Source organism: Arthrobacter sp. NPDC057259, from assembly GCF_042668995.1.
Taxonomy (GTDB): domain Bacteria; phylum Actinomycetota; class Actinomycetes; order Actinomycetales; family Micrococcaceae; genus Arthrobacter.
Genome location: NZ_JBHUYA010000006.1, coordinates 68,857 through 85,822 on the forward strand (window position 1 = coordinate 68,857; position 16,966 = coordinate 85,822).

Consider the following 16,966-nt stretch of genomic DNA (forward strand, 5'->3'; position numbering starts at 1 on the left):
GCCCGGCCGGCTGAACCGCTGCTAGGTTCCGGCCACCCGCGCCACGAAGGCGTGCAGCCGGCGGTAGACCTCCTGGGACTCGGGGAGGCGGGCGTCCTGCTGCCAGGTGTGCTCGGCGTTGGCGGCCTCCCATCCGTAGACCAGCGCATCCGCCGGGACCCGGTGCTGCCGAAGCCGGTCGAGGAAGTTCAGGTTGGCGGTGTAGAAAAAGTCGCGCTCCGAGGTGGTCAGGAACACGGGCGGGTGCCGCGAATCCAGCCATTCGATGGGGGACAGGTGGCGGGCCGCCCGCCGCAGCGACTCTGCGCCCGGGCCGGCGCTGCGGGGGAGCAGCATCCTCACGAACGCAAGGCTGAGGACGAAGCCGCGCTCGAAAAACACGGAGAAGTCCACCACGCTGCAGTGCTGCACGAGCCCCCGCAGGCTCGCGGCGGGCGCCGCGGGTTCCAGGCCGTAGTGCTCCGCCAGGTCGGTGTGGAACGTCGACGCCGTCAGCAGCGCGGCGATCTGGCCGCCGGCGGAGTCGCCGCCCAACACAATCCGGTCCGGGTCCCCGCCGTACCCGGAAATAGCGGCCCGCACCCAGGCCAGTGCGGCGTTGGCATCCTGCAGGACGTGGCCCATGTGGAAGCGCGGTGCGTGGCGGTAGTTCACGTTGACCACCACCATGCCGGCGACGGCCTGGCTTGCGCAGTATTTAGTCAGCGCCGCCTTATCCCCGGAGGTCCAGCCGCCGCCGTGGAAGTAGACGTAGACGGGGAGGCCGGTGCCCGCTGATCCCGCCGTACCGGCCATCCCGGCGGGGGTGATCACGTCCAGCTGGTGCGCAAGGAGTCCGTCGCCGGCGAAGTCGACGTCATGGAAGTAGTCGACGCCGGTCACCGGGTCCGCGTTGAACCGTGCCCTCTCGCCGGGGCCGACGATCCCCATCAGGGCCCGCCAGGCCCAGACCGGGACGCGGCGCAGGACACGCCGCGCGCGCCGGGCGAGGCCGAACGCTCCGTGGCCCGACCGGGGCCGGGAGGCAGCCGCCGAAGTCATGCCTCCATTCTACTGGCACGCCCGTGCTAGAACCGCTGGGTGCCCGGCCCCGTCGCCCCGAAGACGGCCGCCCCGCCGACGGCGGCCGCAGCCTCAGTCCGGCACTACCCGGACGGTGCCCGCGGCGCCGTCGACCGTCACCAGCTGCCCGGTCCGCAGCCGGGTGGTGGCGTCCGGGACGCCCACCACCGCGGGAATGCCGTATTCGCGGGCCACCACCGCCCCGTGGGAGATCACCCCGCCCATCTCCATCACCAGCGCCCCGGCGGTGAGGAACAGCGGCGTCCAGCCCGGGTCCGTCGACGGCGCCACCAGGATTTCCCCGGGTTCCAGTCGGGCGCCCACCGGGTCCAGGACCACCCTGACCGTTCCCGTGGCGGAGCCGGCGGACGCGGGGGTGCCGGCCAGGGCGCCCGACGGCGGCGCCGCGGCCAGGGCGGCCGCCTCCACGTCCGTGCCGTCGGAGAGCAGCAGGCGGGGGATGTGGCGGCGCCGGAGTTCGACGTCGTACAGGCGGCGGCGGGCGGCCACCGTCTCCTGCAGCCGGGCCCCGCGCAGGCCCGTCCGCAGCTCGCCGAAGTCCAGGAAGAACACGTCCGCCGGGGCGGCCACCGCGCCGCGGCGCACCAGGTCCTCGCCCACCAGCAACAGCTGGCGGTGCACCTCGGCCAGGATCCGGACGATGTGGAACTTGGGCAGTTCGCGCAGGCCGGCGAGTTCCCGGACCTCGCGAAGGGCCAGCCCCAGCAGCCGGGCCCGCCAGCGCCCGTGGGCGGCGGCGCGGTCCACCAGGCTCCGGATCCGTTCTTCCGCGTGGGCGGCGGCCAGGCCGAACTGCCGGTCCGGCGCCTGGTCCGGATCGTCCAGGCGCAGGTAGTTCGAGATCACGCCGAGGATGTGGTCGGGCTCCTCGGCCCAGCGCGGCATGCCGAGGTCGATCTCGGCCACGGCGCGGTGCCCGTAGCGGGCCAGGAAATCCCGGACGGCGGACTGGGCCGTGTCCGGCAGCGTGCCGGCGCGGTACCTGGCGGCGAGGGTGGCCGGCCCGGTGGCCAGGAAGGCGTCCCGGGACTCGGGATCGTCCCGGAGTGTGACGGCCAGCCGCCAGAGTTCCAGGTCCATCTCGGTGGTCACGTTGTGCGGCAACCCGCGCAGCACCGCCTCGAGCTCCCGCGGCGGGGCGATTCCGCGCAGCAGCCGGCGGGCTACGGCCAGCATCAGGTAGCCGGCGGAGAACCCGGGCAGGGTGGCCTTGAGCAGCCCCCCAGTGGTGCGCAGTCCCAGGTTTTCCGCGAAGTGCAGGCGCTCCTCTGCCGTCGCCGGGCCCGGCAGCTGCAGCACGGCGTCGAGCCGGCGGGCGTAGGCGTCGGTGCGGCGCAGCTCGCCCCGGGGATCCAGGATGGCACGGGCCAGCCGGGGGAGTTGGTCCGCCAGCATGCCCAGGCTGGTGCCGACCCGGGCGGGGCGTTCTGCCGGAGTTGGTCCCACTCCCGGGGCCGGGATCTCTGCCGGGGCGGCCCGGTCCATACGGGGATGGTCGGCGCGGCCGCGTCCGGGCAGGAGGCGCCGGGCAACGCGGCCCAGGTCAGTACCCGCGGAAGGGCCCTCCCCGGCGGCGAATCGCGGGTCGGCGAGCAGGCCGGGGACGAGCGCCGCGGACCGGCTGTCGGCCAGCGGCAGCACCCGGGTCAGGTAGCGGCGCCCCCACCGGCTCCGGGTCAGGGGCGTCAGGTCCACGAACATCCGCAGGCCGGGATTCACATAGCGCCAGAGTCCCTGCTGGTTCCGGAGCAGTTCCAGCGCGGTCAGGCCCATCGGGGTGATGGGCCGGGTCAGGCCCTGGAGCAGCGTCCCGCAGAGGTAGACCCGGGTTTGTCCCCCCGGCGGAACCGGCAGCGGCTCGCCGGTCATCGGGTCCTCCAGCGGGTACAGCGTGGTGATCGGCCGGGACTGCGTCAGCCAGGTCCTGCCGGCGGCGTCGACCACCCATTCCACGTCCTGGGGCGAACCGAAGAGCCTCTGGACGGACGCGCCCAGCCGGGTCAGTTCGGCGAGTCCGGCATCGTCCAAGCTCCAGCCCCGGTCCGGGTCGTCGTCGCCCGCCACCCGGTTCAGCACCTCCGCCGTCGCCGTCCGCACGGTGAACTGGTCCGGGTTTACGGCGCCGGAAACCACCGCCTGCCCGGCGCCAGGGCTGGCGTTGACCAGCATTTCGGTGCGGGTCCCGGTGACCGGGTTCGCTGTGAACATGACCCCCGCCGTGGACGCCTCCACCATGGCCTGGACGACGACGGCGAGCCCCACCCCGGTATGGCTGATGCCGTTCGCGGTGCGGTAGGCGACGGCACGGTCGGTCCAGAGGGAGGCCCAGCAGCGGCGGACCGCTTCCAGCACGGCGTCCGCGCCGACGATTCCGGTAAAGGAGTCCTGCTGGCCGGCGAAGCTGGCGAAGGGAAGGTCCTCGGCGGTGGCGGAGGACCGCACCGCCACGGGCGTGTCCGGCCCAAGGCCCGCGTAGGCGGCGCGGACCGCGGACTCGACGGCGGTAGGGATCGGGGCGGCGCCGACCAGGTCCCGGGCCCGAGCCGCCTGCGCCGCAGGGGTGTGCCCGGATTCGGTTCCGCCCTCACGTCCGGCCCGTGGGATTCCGGCGTCGAGCGCGGCCGCCAGGTCGGCCAGCTCCGGCGGGGCAGCCAGGCGGTAGGCGTCCGTGGTGAGGCAGAAACCGCGGGGCACCGGCAGGCCCGCGGCCACCATCCGCCCCAGGTTCAGGGCCTTGCCGCCCACCCGTGACAGCGGTGCGGTGGCCGCCTCCGCCAGGTCCAGGACGTATCCCCCGGGTGCGTGCGGCTCCGGGGCAGGTCCGGGCGCGGACGGTGAGGCCATGACGGCTCCTGGATACGGGAGGGCAATGCGGGCGGGGGTTCGGGCGGGCTGCCCGTGGGCACACGCTAGCCCCGGCCGTTCCGGTGCGGCAAGGGCCGGTCGGCCCCCGCCGCGGATCGGGATGTTACGGGGTGAGGAGCACCTTAATGGCGCGGCGTTCGTCCATGGCGCGGTAGGCCTCCGGTGCCTCCTCCAGTGGCATGACGGCGTCGAACACCCGGCCCGGATTGATCCTGCCGTTGAGCACGTCCTCCAGCAGTTCCGGGATGTAGGTGCGTGCGGGGGCCATGCCGCCGCCGATGGTGATGTTGGTGTCGAACAGGTAGCGGACCGGGATTTCGGCGCCCCCGGTGGGGACGCCGACGAAGCCCATGGCGCCGCCGGGACGGACGCTGCGCAGCGCCTGGTCCATCGATTCCTTGGTGCCGACGCATTCGAGCACGGAGTCCGCCAGGACGCCGCCCAGGAGTTCGCGCACCTTGGCGATGCCCTCGTCCCCGCGCTCGGCCACGATGTCCGTGGCGCCGAATTCGCGGGCGATCGCCTGCCGGTCAGCGTGCCGGGACATTGCGATGATGCGCTCGGCACCCAGCCGTTTGGCGGCCAGCACGCCGCAGAGGCCGACGGCGCCGTCGCCCACCACCACGACGGTCCGGCCGGGGCCGGCCTGCGCCGCGAGGGCGGCGTGGTGTCCGGTGGCCATGACGTCGGAGAGGGTGAGCAGGCTGGCGCGGAGGGCGTCGTCGGGTTCGGTGATGCCGGGGACCTTGACCAGTGTGGAGGAGGCCAGCGGGACGCGGACGGCCTGGCCCTGACCGCCGTCGACCGGGTGGCCGGCGTCGTCGGTGCCGCCCCAGCCGGCCAGCCGGTCGCAGGCGACGGTCACTCCGTTGCGGCACTGCGGGCACTCGCCGCAGCTGATCACGAACGGCGCAATGACCAGGTCGCCCACGGCGAGGCCGGTGACCTCGTCGCCCAGGCTCTCGATGGTGCCGATGAACTCGTGGCCGATCGCGGAGGGCTTGTGGGTGGGCTTCACGCCACGGTAGGGCCAGAGGTCGGAGCCGCAGACGCAGGCTGCCGTGACCTTGACGACGGCGTCGGTGGGCTGCTGGACGGTGGGGTAGTCGCGGTCTTCGACCCGGATATCGCCCGGACCGTGGATGATGGTGGCGCGCATGGGATTCCTTGCTCTGGGTGTGATGGGGATGGACCGATTTTAGTCCCGGCCAGCGGTCCGTGGTCCGTCGAGGAGACGCCCGATCCGGGTCCGGACGTCCAGCTCCGCGGCGGATTCGTGGTTGAACAGGATCCGGTAGATCACCGGGGCGACGACGGCGTCGACGATCTCGCGGGCGTCCGGTGCCGTCTCCCCGCGCGCCCGGGCCAGCCTGCGCAGCTCCTCGACGTGGCCCTGCATCAGGGCGAAGTAGTCCCGGGTGACCGCACCGTCGGCCAGCATGTCCAACAGCACCTGCCGGCCCAGTTCGGAGGAGAACTCCTCCACGTACGGGATGAACCAGGCCTCCATGTCGCCGCGGAGCGAACCGGTGTCCTCCACCTGCTCGGGGAGCATTTGGTTGGAGGCGACGGCGGCGAGCAGCCGGGGGAGGTCCCCCCAGCGGCGGTAGATGGTGGAGGAGTTCACGCCGGCCCGGTCCGCCACCAGCGGGACCGACAGCGCGGTCCGGTCGCCGTCGTTCTCCGCCAGCAGGGTGCGCACGGCCTGGTGCACGGCCTGCTGGACGCGGGCGCTCCGGCCGCCGGGGCGGGGGGTCGCTGTCGTCATCATCACACCAGCCTAAGGCAAATTATCCGCTTTAGCGGGTATAGCCTCTTAATGCACAGATTGTGCGTTTGGTTGTTTCGAGTAGGCAGGATGAGTTGTGAAGAACACCGGTACCGCGTTCTGGCTTCACGCGGCGCTCTTGACGGTTTTCATCGGCGCCTCGTCGGCGCCGTCGCCGTTGTACGAGTTCTACGCCCGCGAGTGGGGCCTCGGCTCCGCGGCGGTCACGGTGATTTTCGCCGTCTACGCCGTGGCCGTGCTGCTGACCCTGCTGGTGGTCGGCTCGCTGGCCAATCACCTCGGTACCCGGCCGGTGCTCCTGGGGGCGGTGGCGCTGCAGATCGGCGCGATGATGACCTTCGCCTTCGCTCCGGGGCCGGAGGTGCTGCTGGCCGCCCGGGCACTCCAGGGCGTGGCGACCGGTGCCGCGATGGGTGCCGCGGGCGCCGCGCTGCTGGCGTTCGAAGGCCCGAAGCGCCGCGGCCGCGGGTCCCTGGTCAACAGCGCCGCCTCGCCGATCGGGCTCTCCATTGGCGCGCTCGGGTCCGCCTCCGTGGTCAGGTTCCTCCCCGAGCCCACCAAGACCGTCTACTTCTTCCTTGCCGCGCTCCTGTTGGTCCTTGGTGTGGCGCTGCTCCGGCTGCCGAGCGCCGGGCAGGTGGCCCCGGGCTGGCTGCGGTCCTTGATGCCCGAGGCCCGGATCCCCGGCTCCGCCCGGAAAACCATGGCCGCCACCATGCCGGTGGCCGCGGCCACCTGGGCCCTGGCCGGGTTCTACCTCTCGCTGGGCCCGGCCTTGGCGCACGCCATTACCCGGGATAACTCGGTGCTGGTGGGCGGCCTGGCCCTGTTTGCCCTCTTCGTTCCCGGCGCCCTGGCCATCCTGGTGGTCCGCCGCCGCTCGGACCGGACCACGCTGCTGACAGGCGTCGTCTCCCTGATCACCGGCATCTCCCTGACCGTGCTGGCCGTCCAGCTCGGATCCGCGCCGCTGTACTTCGCGGGCACCGTCGTGGCCGGCGTCGGCTTCGGCGGCGGGTACTTCGGCGCGATGCGGATGACCCTGCCGCTCTGCGGTCCGCACGAGCGGGTGGGCATGCTCTCCAGCATCTACCTGATCTGCTATCTCGGCTTCAGCGTCCCCGCCGTGGCCGCCGGGCTGCTGGTGGCCGTGGCCGGCATGAAGGGGACCACACTGATCTACGGCGCTGCCCTGGTGCTCGCCGCCATTCCGGCTCTGTTCCGCACCCTCCGGAGAAACCCCGCCCACCGTCCCACCCTCGCTGCCGGTTCCCCGGCAGCGTCCTGAAAGGAAACGCCATGACCTTCACCCTCCCCGCCGACACCGCCGTCCGGCCCATCACCGTCATCGGCGGCGGCACCCTGGGCCGCCGCGTGGCCCTGATGCTGTCGCTGCGCGGCGCCGACGTGCGCATCTTCGACCTCAACCCGGCTGTGGGCCGGGCCGCCGTCGACTTCATCGAGGCCGAGCGCCCCGCCGTCGCGGCCGAGCACGGCGCCGCGCCGGCCGGCCGGATCACCTCCGGCGACGATCTCGCCGCAGCCCTGGACAACGCCTGGCTCGTGGTCGAGGCGGTGCCCGAAAAGCTCGAGCTCAAGCGCGGGATCTTCGCCGACCTGGACCGGCTGGCCCCGGCGGATGCCCTGCTGGCCAGCAACTCGTCGTCGTTCGCGTCCTCGGAGTTCATCGGCGGCGTGGCCAGCCCGGAGCGAGTCCTGAACATGCACTTCTACATGCCGCCTGCCGTCCGCTCGGTGGAACTGATGTCCTGCGGCCGGACCGACCCGGCCGTCCTGGACCTGCTGATGACCGAACTGCCCGCTTACGCGCTGGCGCCGCACCTGGTCCGGAAGGAAAGCACCGGCTTCATCTTCAACCGGGTCTGGGCCGCGATCAAGCGCGAGGCACTGCTGGTGGTGGCCGAAGGCGTGGCCGAGCCGGAGGACGTGGATGCCCTATTCGTGGACGTCTTCAAGGCGGACACGGCACCGTTCCGCTTCATGGACCAGGTGGGCCTGGATGTGGTGCTCGACATCGAGAACCACTACTGCGAGCTGGCCGGCATGGAGAACAAGTCCGCCCCGCTGCTGCAGGAGTACATCGGCAAGGGTTGGCTCGGAATCAAGTCCGGGCGCGGCTTCTACAGCGACTACGTCTGAGCCGCCTGTTCGATTGTGAACGGACAGGTCTGTCTGGTACCTTCGATGTCGTAACAGACAGACTTGTCTACCGAGAGAAGCACCCACCCTCCATGAGCACGCACCGCACCCTCGTCGTCGTCGCCCACCCCGACCTGGCCACATCCGGAATCAACGCGCAGCTGGCCGCGGCGATCAGGGACATCGACGGCGTGACCGTCCGGGAGATCGCCTCCGTTTATCCGGACCGGCGCGTCGACGCCGCCGCGGAGCAGGAACTCCTGCGCCGGCACGACACCATCGTCCTGCAGTTCCCCTGGCACTGGTACTCCGTCCCCGGAGTCCTGAAGGAGTGGATGGACCAGGTCCTCACCTACGGCTTCGCCTACGGTGCCGGCGGGGACGCCCTGCACGGCAAGCGCCTGCAGCTGGTCATCTCCACCGGCGGCCCCGAGGCTGCGTACACGCCGACGGGGCACAACCGCTTCACCATGGCGGAGTTGCTTCGTCCGCTGGAGGCCACCGCACATCTTTGCGGGCTGGAGATGGCCGAACCGCTGGTCCTGCACGGGGCGCCGCGGGCGACCCGGGAGGACGTGGCGGACCATGCCGCCCGCTACCGGGAGCTCCTCTCCGCCGTCCCCGCCGCCGCCAACTGACCTTTCTAGGCCGGGTGGGGGGACTGCGCGGGGATGGCCGTCACGGCTCCGGCCGGAGACCTATAAATGGGGTGGGCACCGCAACGTTGCGATAGGTTGACGATCCGGGTGATCGTCCGGTGCCCCACCGCCAGCCTGTGGGGTTCCCGCCTCAATGGTTGGCGGGGGAATCGGGGTTCGCGCACCAGATCTGGGTGCCGTCGGACTTGAAAAGCATGGTGCGCTCGCCCGTGGACCGGTAGCGGACCCAGAGGATCTTCCCGTCCGGGGTGGCGAGCTCCACGGTGGCGGGGACCGGCACGCCGCCGGGCCGGAGCACCATCACGGGTGCCCCGGCCGGCAGGCCCAGCCAGTTGGTGGCCCAGACCAGTTCGGCGGGCGCCGGCTTAGACGGCTTCAAGCACGCTGACATAGTTCGCAATGCCGACGCCGCCCATGTTCTGTACCGCTGCCCGGCGCGGCGCCGCCAGCTGCATGTCCCCGGCCGTGCCGGTGAGCTGCATCGCGGCGATGACGTGCTGGGAGACGCCGGTGGCGCCGACCGGGTGGCCCTTGGCCTTGAGGCCGCCGGAGACGTTGACCGGGAACTTGCCGTCCTTGAACACCCAGCCTTCCTCGATCGCCCGGGCGCCCTGGCCCGGCTCGGTCAGGCCCATCACTTCGTACATCAGCAGCTCGGCGATGGTGAAGCAGTCGTGCACCTCGGCGAAGTCAAGGTCCTCCAACCCGACGCCGGCCATGTCGAGGGCCCGCTGCCAGGAGGCGCGGGTCGCGGCGAACGCCGTCGGGTCCCGGCGCTCGGCGGGGAAGAAGTCGTTCGCCTGCCCGAAGCCGGCCAGCCGGACCGGGGCGGTGGCCCCGCCGGTGGGGGCGACGGAGAGGACGACGGCGGCGGCGCCGTCGGAGACGGGGGAGCAGTCGGTGCGGCGCAGCGGATCGGCGACCATCGGGTTCTTATCCGACACGGTCCGGCAGAACTTCTCGCCGAGGTCCTTGCGGAGCTGGGCGTAGGGGTTGTCGACGCCGTTGCGGTGGTTCTTCGCCGCGATGGTGCCCAGGGCGTCGGAAACGGCGCCATAGCGCTTCTCGTAGTGCTTGGCGACCTCGGCGAAGAGCCCGGTGAAGCCGGTGGTGGAGGGCTTGCCGGCCATGTCGTAGTCGGCGCCCAGCAGGGCGGCGCCCACGACGTCGGCCCCGGCCTGCGTCATCTTCTCCGCGCCGATCACCAGGACGGTCTTGGCGGTGCCGGCCAGCAGCGACTTGGTGCCCTGCTGGAAGGCGGCCGAACCGGAGGCGCAGGCGTTTTCCACCCGGGTGGAGGGCACATTGGCGAGCTGCTCGGAGACCTGCAGGGCCAGCGAGGACGGGAACGCCAGCGGCATCATGCCGGAGTTGAACTGGCCCAGGTAGACCTCGTCGATCTGGCCCGGCTCGATCCCGGCGTTGCCGATCGCCTCGGTGGCGACCTGCACGATCAGGGACTCGAGGGTCTCCTCGGTCAGCTTGCCGAAGCGGCTGTGGCCCCACCCGGTGAGCAGGACGTCCTTGCCGAACTGGTCCTTCAGGCTCATGCCCGGGCCTCCTCGAGCGCGTCCGTGGTCTCTTCCAGGGCGGGGTCGACGTCGAACTCCGCCTCGGTCTTCCCGCGGATCTCCTCGACCGTGACGCCGGGGGCGAGGCGCGTGAGCGTGAGCCGGCGGCTCCCGGTGTCTTCGTTCTTTACCAAGTCGAAGACGGCAAGGTCGCTGATGATGCGGTCCACGCAGCTGAGGCCGGTCAGCGGCAGGGTGCATTCCTTGACGATTTTGGCGGTGCCGTCCTTGGCGTTGTGTTCTGTGAGGACGACGACGCGCGGGGTGCCGGCCACCAGGTCCATGGCGCCGCCCATGCCCTTGACCATCTTGCCGGGGATGGTCCAGTTGGCGAGGTCGCCGGCGCCGGAGACCTGCATGGCGCCGAGGATGGCGACCTTGACGTGGCCGCCGCGGATCATGCCGAAGGAGGTGGCGGAGTCGAAGATGCTGCCGCCGGGCAGGACCGTGACGGTCTGCTTGCCGGCGTTGATCAGGTCCGCGTCCTCGTCACCTTCGTAGGGGAACGGGCCCATGCCGAGCAGGCCGTTCTCGCTCTGCAGCACCACCCGCACGCCCTCGCGCAGGTTGTTGGCCACGAGCGTGGGGATGCCGATGCCGAGGTTGACGTAATCGCCGTCGTTGAGTTCTTCGGCCGCGATGGCGGCCATGTCGTTGCGGGTCCAAGCCATGGTGAGTCTCCTGGAAAAGTGTCGGTGGGGCGGATCAGACCGCGGCCGGGGCGGCTTCGGCGCGGGGCCGGACGGTGCGCTGTTCGATGTCCTTGACCCGGTCGGTGGCCTGGACCAGCCGCTGGACGAAGACGCCGGGGGTGACGATGTGGTTCGGGTCCAGCTGGCCGGGTTCGACGATCACCTCGGCCTCGGCGATGGTCACGGCGCCGGCGGTGGCGACGACGGGGTTGAAATTCTGCGCTGTGTAGCGGTAGATCAGGTTGCCGTCGGTGTCTGCGGTGTGCGCGTGGACCAGGGCGACGTCGGCCTTGATGGCGCGCTCCTGGACGTACGTTTCGCCGTCGAACTCCGCGAGGGGCTTGCCTTCGGCCACCAAGGTGCCGACGCCGGTCTTGGTGTAGAAGGCGGGGATGCCTGCGCCGCCGGCGCGCATCCGCTCCGCGAGCGTGCCCTGCGGCGTGAATTCGACCTCCAGCTTGCCGGCCAGGTACTGCTCGGCGAAGAGCTTGTTCTCACCCACGTAGGAGGCGATGACCTTGCGGACCTGGCCGGCCTCGATCAGCAGGCCCAGGCCCTTGCCGTCCACGCCCATGTTGTTGGAGACGACCGTGAGGTCCTTGACGCCGGAGTCCCGCACGGCCTCGATCAGGTCCGCCGGGATGCCGCTGAGGCCGAAGCCGCCGACGGCGAGCGTCATGCCGTCCCGCAGGACATCCTGCAGGGCGGCGGCGGCGCTGGTTCTGAGCTTGGACATGGCATCTCCTCGTTGAGCGTTCGAGCTGTTGGCGGGCCGACGGGGCCGGAGCCGCCATCCACTTTGTGGACTGGCGACCTGATGAAGGAGCTTAGGGTGTGGCGTGGAACACTGTCAACGCGGGAAATTCCCGGAATTCTGTGGACTTCTACAGTGTGGACGGTAGGCTGTGAGCTGTCCATATTGTGGATGATTAGGATGTTTTTGAGCGGTTGGAGGGTTCGGATGAGTGCTGTTCCGGTGCAGGGCGCGCAGGTGGTCAGCCGGGTGGCGGCGCTGCTGCGGATCGTCGGGCGGAAGCCGGAGGGGTCCGGGCTGGCCGAGCTGGTCCGCGAGTCCGGGCTGACCCGGCCCACCGTGCACCGGCTGCTGAGCTCGCTTGCCGCGGAGGGGTTGCTGGATCAGGATCCGGTCAGTGGGCACTGGGTGCTGGGCCCGGAGATCCTGCTTCTTGGGTCCGTGGCCTCGGCCCGGTTCCCGCTGGAGGACATCGCCCGGCCCAGCCTGCGCCGGCTGGCCGAGGAGACGGGGGAGAGCGCCTTCTTCTCTATCCGCCGCGGCGCCGAGACCGTCTGCCTGCTCCGGGAGGAGGGCAGTTTCCCGGTGCGGTCCTTCGTCCTGCACGAGGGGGTCCGCTTCCCCCTGGGGGTGGCCTCCGCCGGGACGGCCATCATGGCGTTCCTGCCGCACGAGGAGCAGGAGGAGATCCTGTCGGACTGGGAGGCCCACGCGGGCAGCTTCGCCGCCGGGCACACGGAGGAACGGGTCCGGGCCAACCTGGAGCTGACCCGGTCCACGGGCTACTCGGTCAATCCGGGGCTGGTCCTGGAGGGCAGTTGGGGGATGGGCGCGGCCGTGTTCGACCGGCGGGGACGCCCGGCCTGGGCGCTGTCCCTGACCGGCATCGAACCCCGGTTCCGCGGCGACCGGGGCGAACAGCTGGGCCGCCTGCTGCTGGACGAGGCGCACCGAATCTCACTGCAGCTCCAGGGCGCCTAGGAGGTTACTGCTTCCACCAGGTGTCGAAGATGGAGACGGGCACGGTCCGCTTGTGCCGGGTCTGCAGGTAGCGCTTCTCGATCGCCTCGGCTGCCGCCTCGGGGACGTCGCGGCCCTCAAGGTAGTCATCGATCGTGTCGTAGCTCAGGCCCAGCTCGTCCTCGTCGGCGCGGCCGGGCGTGTTGTCGAGCAGGTCCGCCGTCGGCACCTTTTCCCAGATCCGCGCCGGGGCGCCGAGTTCGGCCAGCAGGGCCCGGTTCTGGCGCTTGTTCAGGCCGAACAGCGGGAGGATGTCCGCGCCGCCGTCGCCGAACTTGGTGAAGAACCCTGTGACGGATTCGGCGCCGTGGTCCGTGCCGATCACCAGATAGTTGCGCTCGCCGGCCAGGGCGTACTGGGCGGTCATGCGGGTGCGGGCCTTGGTATTGCCCTTGTGGAAGTCGGAGATGCCGTCGCCGGTGGTCTTCTCGAACTCATCCTCGAAGCCGTCGACGGCGGCGGAGATGTTGAAGGTCCACTCGGTCTTGGCCCTGATGAAGTCGAGCGCGGCCTGGGCGTCTTCCTCGTCGTGCTGGACGCCGTAGGGCAGCCGCACCGCCACGAAGTCGGCCTCCGTGCCCTCGGCCTCGAGCTCCTCGACCGCCAGTTGCGCCAGCCGGCCGGCCAGCGAGGAATCGAGTCCGCCGGAGATGCCCAGGACGAAGCCCTTGGTGTGGCTGGCCTTGAGGTATTCCTTCAAGAACGTGACGCGTTTGCGCACCTCCCCGGCCGGATCGATCCGGGGCTGCACGCCCATTTCCTCGATGATCTTCGCCTGGAGTTCACGCATGTCCCTCAGCCTAGTCAGCGGCATCCCCCGGGCTCAACTGTTGCCGGCTAACTGGGCTCCCGGGGCGGTATCCGCGGCGCTTTCGGACCGGGGCACCGCAGACCCGGGGTGCCCCGGTCCGTTTCCGCCGCGGCGGTCCGGAACCGGCGCGGAAATGCTCCCGCTAAGGCACTGCCGCCCGGGTCCGGACCGGCGTAGCGTATGGCCATGGAGTCCACGGGATGTGTGGTGGCGGGCGGCGGTCCGGCCGGCCTAATGCTGGGCCTGTTGCTCGCGCGGGCCGGCGTGCGCGTGACGGTGGTGGAAAAACACGCAGACTTCCTCCGCGACTTCCGGGGCGACACCGTCCATCCGTCCACGGTCCGGCTGATCGATGAGCTGGGACTCGGTGAGGAGTTCCGCCGGCTGCCACAGAGCAAGCTGCGGAGCGTGGTCCTGCCGGTACCGGGCGGGCCGCCGGTGACCCTGGGCGACTTCGGACTGCTGAAGCCCCCGTACGACTACATCGCCATGATGCCGCAGTGGGATTTCCTGAACTTCCTGGCGGCCGCCGCGGCCGAGGAACCGGGCTTCACGCTGCTGATGAGCCACTCCGCCACCGGCCTGATCCGCGACGGCGGCCGGGTCCGCGGCATCCGCCTGCGCCGGCCGGACGGTGGCGAGGAGGACCTGCGGGCGGACCTGGTGGTTGCGACCGACGGCCGGCATTCGGCACTCCGGGCCGCGGCCGGGCTCGCCCCGGTGGAGTTTCCCGTCCCTTTCGACACCTGGTGGTTCAGGCTCCCGCGCCACGCCGAGGAAGCCGGCGAGGTGGCCGGACTGATCCCGGCGCTCGGCCCGGGCGAGGCCCTGATCGCCCTCAACCGCACCGATTACTACCAGATCGCGTACCTGGCCCCCAAGGGAGCGGACGCGCGGATCCGGGTCGAGGGGGTGGAGGCCTTCCGACGGCGGATCGCGGCGCTGCGGCCCGACCTCGCCGACCGCGTGGATGCCATCGGTTCCCTCGATGACCTGCACTGGCTGGACGTCCGGCTGGACCGGCTGCGGTCCTGGCACCTGAACGGCCTCCTCTGCATCGGCGATGCGGCCCACGCGATGTCCCCGGCGGGCGGCGTCGGCATCAATCTCGCCATCCAGGACGCCGTCGCCGCCGCTAAACTGCTGGCCCCCGCCTTGCTGCGGGGAACCGTCAGTGCCGAGGACCTGGAGAAGGTGGAACGACGGCGCCGCCCGCCCACCGTGATCGTGCAGACCGCGCAACGCCTGATGCACCGGGCGATTTTTGGGCCGGTGATGGCCGGGAAACGGACCCGGATCCCGGGCATCGTGATCCTGCTGGCCCGCCGGCTCCCGGCCATCCGCGGCCTGATGCCACGGCTGATCGGCTTCGGGCCGCTGCCCGAGCATGCCCCGGCGTTCGCGCGCCGCGCCGGGGCAAGCCCGCAGGCCCGGGCCTAGCGCCTAGAGCGTCGGCAGCAGGCCCTGCATCTCCTTGATCTCGGCTTCCTGGGCCGTGACGATGCTCTTGGCCAGCGCCACCGCGTCGGCGTTCTTCCCTTGGGCGATCTCGGTCTTGGCCATCGTGACGGCGCCCTGGTGGTGAGCGATCATCTGGGTTAGGAACAGCTTGGCCGCTTCGGTGCCCTGGGCGGCCTTCAGGCCGTTCAGGTCGTCGTCGCCCATCATGCCCTCCATGGTGTGGCCGGGCGCCATGGTGGCGGACTCGTTCCAACCCTTGAGCCAGCCGGTCATGGTGGCGATCTCCGGGCCCTGGGCGGCCTTGATCCTGGTGGCGAGGTCCTTGACCGGCGCGGGGATGCCGCTCTTGCCCAGCATCAGGTCGCTCATCTCCACGGCCTGCTGGTGGTGGGGGATCATGCCTTGGGTAAACATCGTGTCGGCGTCGTTGTGGTCCGCGGCGGCTGGCGCGGTGCTGGCGGGTGCGCTGCCGGACATACTTCCGTGATCCATGCCGTTCATGGAATTCATCGGGGCGGAGCCTGTACTGGAGCCGGAGGCGCAGCCGGCGAGGGCAAGAGCGGCGGCGACGGCGGTGGCGGACAGGGCAGGGTACTTTTGGGTTTTCATCGGGGTCCTTCGGATCGTTTCGGGCGCTCGGGCGCCCGCGGAAGAGGTACGCGTCATTGACGCGCCGGCCAGGCCCTACGGGTGGCCGGCGGGGCTGGCGCCGGGAGCTTCACGGCGCGGCCTTTCCCTTTACGTCCGGCTGATGCAAAGGTCCCCGGGGGATGGGCTCCCGGGAAGATAGGACCAGCGCGGGGCCGCCACGAAGACGCCGGACGGCGGGGTGGCGATGGCGACACCGGTGCCTGGCGGCGGGGCCGCGAAAGACGCCGACGCCGCGGCAGGAGTGCAGGAGGGGTCCATGGTGTGCATGCCGGTGCCGCCGTGCGGGCCGGTGCAATGGTCGTCCGGCGCAGTCCCCGGCTGCTGCTGGCCACCGTGATTGTGGTCGGGCACTGCGGCGCTGTGGACGGCGGCGGAGGCCTCCGCCGGGGTGCCGTGCCCGTACATCGGTGCGAGCGACATGACGTGCATTCCGAGGATGCCGGCCATCAGGGCCACGGACAGCAGGACCATCCGGGCACGGTGCAGGACGGCCATCATGCTGGCGGCCTGTCCGGTCACGGCGATCATCCCTCCTGGTGGAAGCTGCTGATCCAAGGCTACCTTTTCCACCGGCGGCTATCTCGCTGGGGGCGGGCTCTCAGGTGACGGTGAGCTGGGTGTACATGCCGGCCTCGTAATGGCCGGGGAGGTTACAGGCCAGCTCATACCGGCCCGGTGGCAGAGTGAGGGTCACCCAGCCCGAGGTGCCGGGCAGGATTCCGTCACCGGAGCCTTCGGAGCAGCTGGCGGAGACCTCCCCGAGGCTGCCGCTTTCGTCGATGGTGCCGTCCGGCCCGACCGGACGGGTTCCGGGGACCTGGTTGTCGGGCAGGGGGAGGATCACCATCTCGTGGCTGATGTTCCCGGCGTTGGTCACCAGGAAGGAGACCGTGCCGTGGGTGACGGTGCCGCGGTCCGCCCGCAGCCGCATCGCCCCGCCCATCATGCCGTTCCGCGGGCGCATGACCGGTCCGCCCATGTTCGTCAACGTGACGTTGACCTGGGTTCCGGTCAGGGCCGGGACGGTGCACCCGGCCGCGGGCCGCCCGCCGGGGCCGACGCCGGGACCGGGGCCGGCCGGGGTGCCCAGGAGTCCGACGGCCAAGAGGCTCAGCACGGTCAAGAGGACGACGGCGGCGCCCGCCACAAGGTTCTGGCCCCGCCGGGAGAGCCCGCTCACTCCCGGCGCCTCAGGGCCGCCCTCCGCGCGGTGAGTTCCTGCTCGTCGATTTCCCCTCGGGCGAAGCGCTCGTTGAGGATCCGCTCGGCGTCATCGTGCGCGGGCTGTTCCGGGAAGCCGCGCTCCGGGAAGCCGTGGCCGGGGTGATGGGGCCGCCGCAGGAGGAGCACCACTACCGTGATCACGCCGCCCCAGAAAATCAGCATCAGCAAGGCCACGACGATCCAGCCGCCGAGGCCCCACCCGTTTCCGTACCAACCATTCATCATG

At 71.0% G+C, this 16,966-nt stretch carries 18 protein-coding genes; 5 read left to right on the forward strand and 13 right to left on the reverse strand.

Translation table 11 applies throughout. From position 1 onward, the window contains the following. Nucleotides 1–21: 21 nt before the first annotated feature. From ACFUCU_RS11145 to ACFUCU_RS11160, 4 genes are all read right to left on the reverse strand, one after another. Complete coding sequence (locus ACFUCU_RS11145; protein WP_377972618.1) at nucleotides 22–1,041, reverse strand: alpha/beta hydrolase; 1,020 nt, start codon at nucleotides 1,039–1,041, stop codon at nucleotides 22–24. Between the two features lie 93 nt (nucleotides 1,042–1,134). Further along, on the reverse strand, nucleotides 1,135–3,927 hold the full coding sequence (locus ACFUCU_RS11150) for a PEP/pyruvate-binding domain-containing protein (protein WP_377972620.1): 2,793 nt from the start codon (nucleotides 3,925–3,927) through the stop codon (nucleotides 1,135–1,137). A gap of 124 nt (nucleotides 3,928–4,051) precedes the next feature. Further along, complete coding sequence (locus ACFUCU_RS11155; protein WP_377972622.1) at nucleotides 4,052–5,107, reverse strand: zinc-dependent alcohol dehydrogenase family protein; 1,056 nt, start codon at nucleotides 5,105–5,107, stop codon at nucleotides 4,052–4,054. Nucleotides 5,108–5,146: 39 nt separating this feature from the next. Beyond that, entirely contained in the window at nucleotides 5,147–5,719 is a 573-nt protein-coding gene (locus tag ACFUCU_RS11160) for a TetR-like C-terminal domain-containing protein (RefSeq protein WP_377972623.1), read from the reverse strand. Nucleotides 5,720–5,813: 94 nt separating this feature from the next. On the opposite strand from ACFUCU_RS11160, the gene ACFUCU_RS11165 reads away from it, so the two are divergent. From ACFUCU_RS11165 to ACFUCU_RS11175, 3 genes are all read left to right on the forward strand, one after another. Next, complete coding sequence (locus tag ACFUCU_RS11165) at nucleotides 5,814–7,025, forward strand: MFS transporter (protein WP_377972625.1); 1,212 nt, start codon at nucleotides 5,814–5,816, stop codon at nucleotides 7,023–7,025. An 11-nt stretch (nucleotides 7,026–7,036) separates the two neighbouring features. After that, nucleotides 7,037–7,897, forward strand: coding sequence for a 3-hydroxyacyl-CoA dehydrogenase family protein (locus tag ACFUCU_RS11170; protein ID WP_377972627.1), 861 nt, complete (start codon nucleotides 7,037–7,039; stop codon nucleotides 7,895–7,897). 92 nt (nucleotides 7,898–7,989) lie between these two features. Beyond that, a complete protein-coding gene (locus tag ACFUCU_RS11175) occupies nucleotides 7,990–8,535 on the forward strand; it encodes an NAD(P)H-dependent oxidoreductase (protein WP_377972629.1) in 546 nt (181 codons plus the stop codon). A gap of 151 nt (nucleotides 8,536–8,686) precedes the next feature. Here the strand turns inward: ACFUCU_RS11175 and ACFUCU_RS11180 are convergent, their stop codons facing one another. Genes ACFUCU_RS11180 through ACFUCU_RS11195 form a run of 4 tightly spaced genes read right to left on the reverse strand, consistent with a single transcriptional unit; the run spans nucleotide 8,687 to nucleotide 11,555 of the window. Then, entirely contained in the window at nucleotides 8,687–8,935 is a 249-nt protein-coding gene (locus ACFUCU_RS11180) for a hypothetical protein (protein ID WP_377972630.1), read from the reverse strand. Beyond that, on the reverse strand, nucleotides 8,922–10,106 hold the full coding sequence (locus ACFUCU_RS11185) for an acetyl-CoA acetyltransferase (protein WP_377972631.1): 1,185 nt from the start codon (nucleotides 10,104–10,106) through the stop codon (nucleotides 8,922–8,924). Before ACFUCU_RS11185 ends, ACFUCU_RS11180 begins: the two co-directional genes overlap by 14 nt. Next, the gene (locus tag ACFUCU_RS11190) at nucleotides 10,103–10,798 is read right to left on the reverse strand and encodes a CoA transferase subunit B (RefSeq protein ID WP_364136316.1); all 696 of its coding nucleotides are present in this window, start codon (nucleotides 10,796–10,798) and stop codon (nucleotides 10,103–10,105) included. Before ACFUCU_RS11190 ends, ACFUCU_RS11185 begins: the two co-directional genes overlap by 4 nt. Nucleotides 10,799–10,832: 34 nt before the next feature. Then, complete coding sequence (locus ACFUCU_RS11195) at nucleotides 10,833–11,555, reverse strand: CoA transferase subunit A (RefSeq protein WP_290256799.1); 723 nt, start codon at nucleotides 11,553–11,555, stop codon at nucleotides 10,833–10,835. Nucleotides 11,556–11,780: 225 nt separating this feature from the next. Here ACFUCU_RS11195 and ACFUCU_RS11200 point away from each other — a divergent pair, with 225 nt between their 5' ends. Then, nucleotides 11,781–12,554 carry an IclR family transcriptional regulator gene (locus ACFUCU_RS11200; RefSeq protein ID WP_377972633.1) on the forward strand — a complete coding sequence of 258 codons (774 nt, stop codon included), beginning with the start codon at nucleotides 11,781–11,783 and terminating at the stop codon, nucleotides 12,552–12,554. 4 nt (nucleotides 12,555–12,558) lie between these two features. On the opposite strand, the gene nadE is transcribed toward ACFUCU_RS11200, so the two are convergent. Next, nucleotides 12,559–13,383 (reverse strand): ammonia-dependent NAD(+) synthetase, encoded by an 825-nt coding sequence (gene nadE, locus ACFUCU_RS11205; protein ID WP_377972635.1) that lies wholly within the window; start codon nucleotides 13,381–13,383, stop codon nucleotides 12,559–12,561. Between the two features lie 207 nt (nucleotides 13,384–13,590). On the opposite strand from nadE, the gene ACFUCU_RS11210 reads away from it, so the two are divergent. Next, nucleotides 13,591–14,844 (forward strand): FAD-dependent oxidoreductase, encoded by a 1,254-nt coding sequence (locus ACFUCU_RS11210; protein WP_377972636.1) that lies wholly within the window; start codon nucleotides 13,591–13,593, stop codon nucleotides 14,842–14,844. 3 nt (nucleotides 14,845–14,847) lie between these two features. Here ACFUCU_RS11210 and ACFUCU_RS11215 read toward each other — a convergent pair whose 3' ends face one another. The 4 genes from ACFUCU_RS11215 to ACFUCU_RS11230 form a co-directional block, all read right to left on the reverse strand. Then, on the reverse strand, nucleotides 14,848–15,474 hold the full coding sequence (locus ACFUCU_RS11215) for a DUF305 domain-containing protein (protein ID WP_377972637.1): 627 nt from the start codon (nucleotides 15,472–15,474) through the stop codon (nucleotides 14,848–14,850). 129 nt (nucleotides 15,475–15,603) lie between these two features. After that, entirely contained in the window at nucleotides 15,604–16,044 is a 441-nt protein-coding gene (locus ACFUCU_RS11220) for a DUF6153 family protein (RefSeq protein WP_377972876.1), read from the reverse strand. A gap of 70 nt (nucleotides 16,045–16,114) precedes the next feature. Further along, nucleotides 16,115–16,696, reverse strand: a complete 582-nt coding sequence (locus ACFUCU_RS11225) for a sulfocyanin-like copper-binding protein (protein WP_377972638.1) — start codon at nucleotides 16,694–16,696, stop codon at nucleotides 16,115–16,117. Then, entirely contained in the window at nucleotides 16,693–16,965 is a 273-nt protein-coding gene (locus tag ACFUCU_RS11230; protein ID WP_377972640.1) for an SHOCT domain-containing protein, read from the reverse strand. The genes ACFUCU_RS11225 and ACFUCU_RS11230 overlap by 4 nt, the downstream gene beginning before the upstream one ends. Nucleotide 16,966 lies beyond the last annotated feature (1 nt).

Bases quoted from the DNA above. Each gene is read 5' to 3' on its own strand.
- ACFUCU_RS11145 (WP_377972618.1), bottom strand. From the start codon at position 1,041: ATGACTTCGGCGGCTGCCTCCCGGCCCCGGTCGGGCCACGGAGCGTTC.
- ACFUCU_RS11150 (WP_377972620.1), bottom strand. From the start codon at position 3,927: ATGGCCTCACCGTCCGCGCCCGGACCTGCCCCGGAGCCGCACGCACCC.
- ACFUCU_RS11155 (WP_377972622.1), bottom strand. From the start codon at position 5,107: ATGCGCGCCACCATCATCCACGGTCCGGGCGATATCCGGGTCGAAGAC.
- ACFUCU_RS11160 (WP_377972623.1), bottom strand. From the start codon at position 5,719: ATGATGACGACAGCGACCCCCCGCCCCGGCGGCCGGAGCGCCCGCGTC.
- ACFUCU_RS11170 (WP_377972627.1), top strand. From the start codon at position 7,037: ATGACCTTCACCCTCCCCGCCGACACCGCCGTCCGGCCCATCACCGTC.
- ACFUCU_RS11175 (WP_377972629.1), top strand. From the start codon at position 7,990: ATGAGCACGCACCGCACCCTCGTCGTCGTCGCCCACCCCGACCTGGCC.
- ACFUCU_RS11185 (WP_377972631.1), bottom strand. From the start codon at position 10,106: ATGAGCCTGAAGGACCAGTTCGGCAAGGACGTCCTGCTCACCGGGTGG.
- ACFUCU_RS11190 (WP_364136316.1), bottom strand. From the start codon at position 10,798: ATGGCTTGGACCCGCAACGACATGGCCGCCATCGCGGCCGAAGAACTC.
- ACFUCU_RS11195 (WP_290256799.1), bottom strand. From the start codon at position 11,555: ATGTCCAAGCTCAGAACCAGCGCCGCCGCCGCCCTGCAGGATGTCCTG.
- ACFUCU_RS11200 (WP_377972633.1), top strand. From the start codon at position 11,781: ATGAGTGCTGTTCCGGTGCAGGGCGCGCAGGTGGTCAGCCGGGTGGCG.
- nadE (WP_377972635.1), bottom strand. From the start codon at position 13,383: ATGCGTGAACTCCAGGCGAAGATCATCGAGGAAATGGGCGTGCAGCCC.
- ACFUCU_RS11210 (WP_377972636.1), top strand. From the start codon at position 13,591: ATGGAGTCCACGGGATGTGTGGTGGCGGGCGGCGGTCCGGCCGGCCTA.
- ACFUCU_RS11215 (WP_377972637.1), bottom strand. From the start codon at position 15,474: ATGAAAACCCAAAAGTACCCTGCCCTGTCCGCCACCGCCGTCGCCGCC.
- ACFUCU_RS11220 (WP_377972876.1), bottom strand. From the start codon at position 16,044: ATGATCGCCGTGACCGGACAGGCCGCCAGCATGATGGCCGTCCTGCAC.
- ACFUCU_RS11230 (WP_377972640.1), bottom strand. From the start codon at position 16,965: ATGATGAATGGTTGGTACGGAAACGGGTGGGGCCTCGGCGGCTGGATC.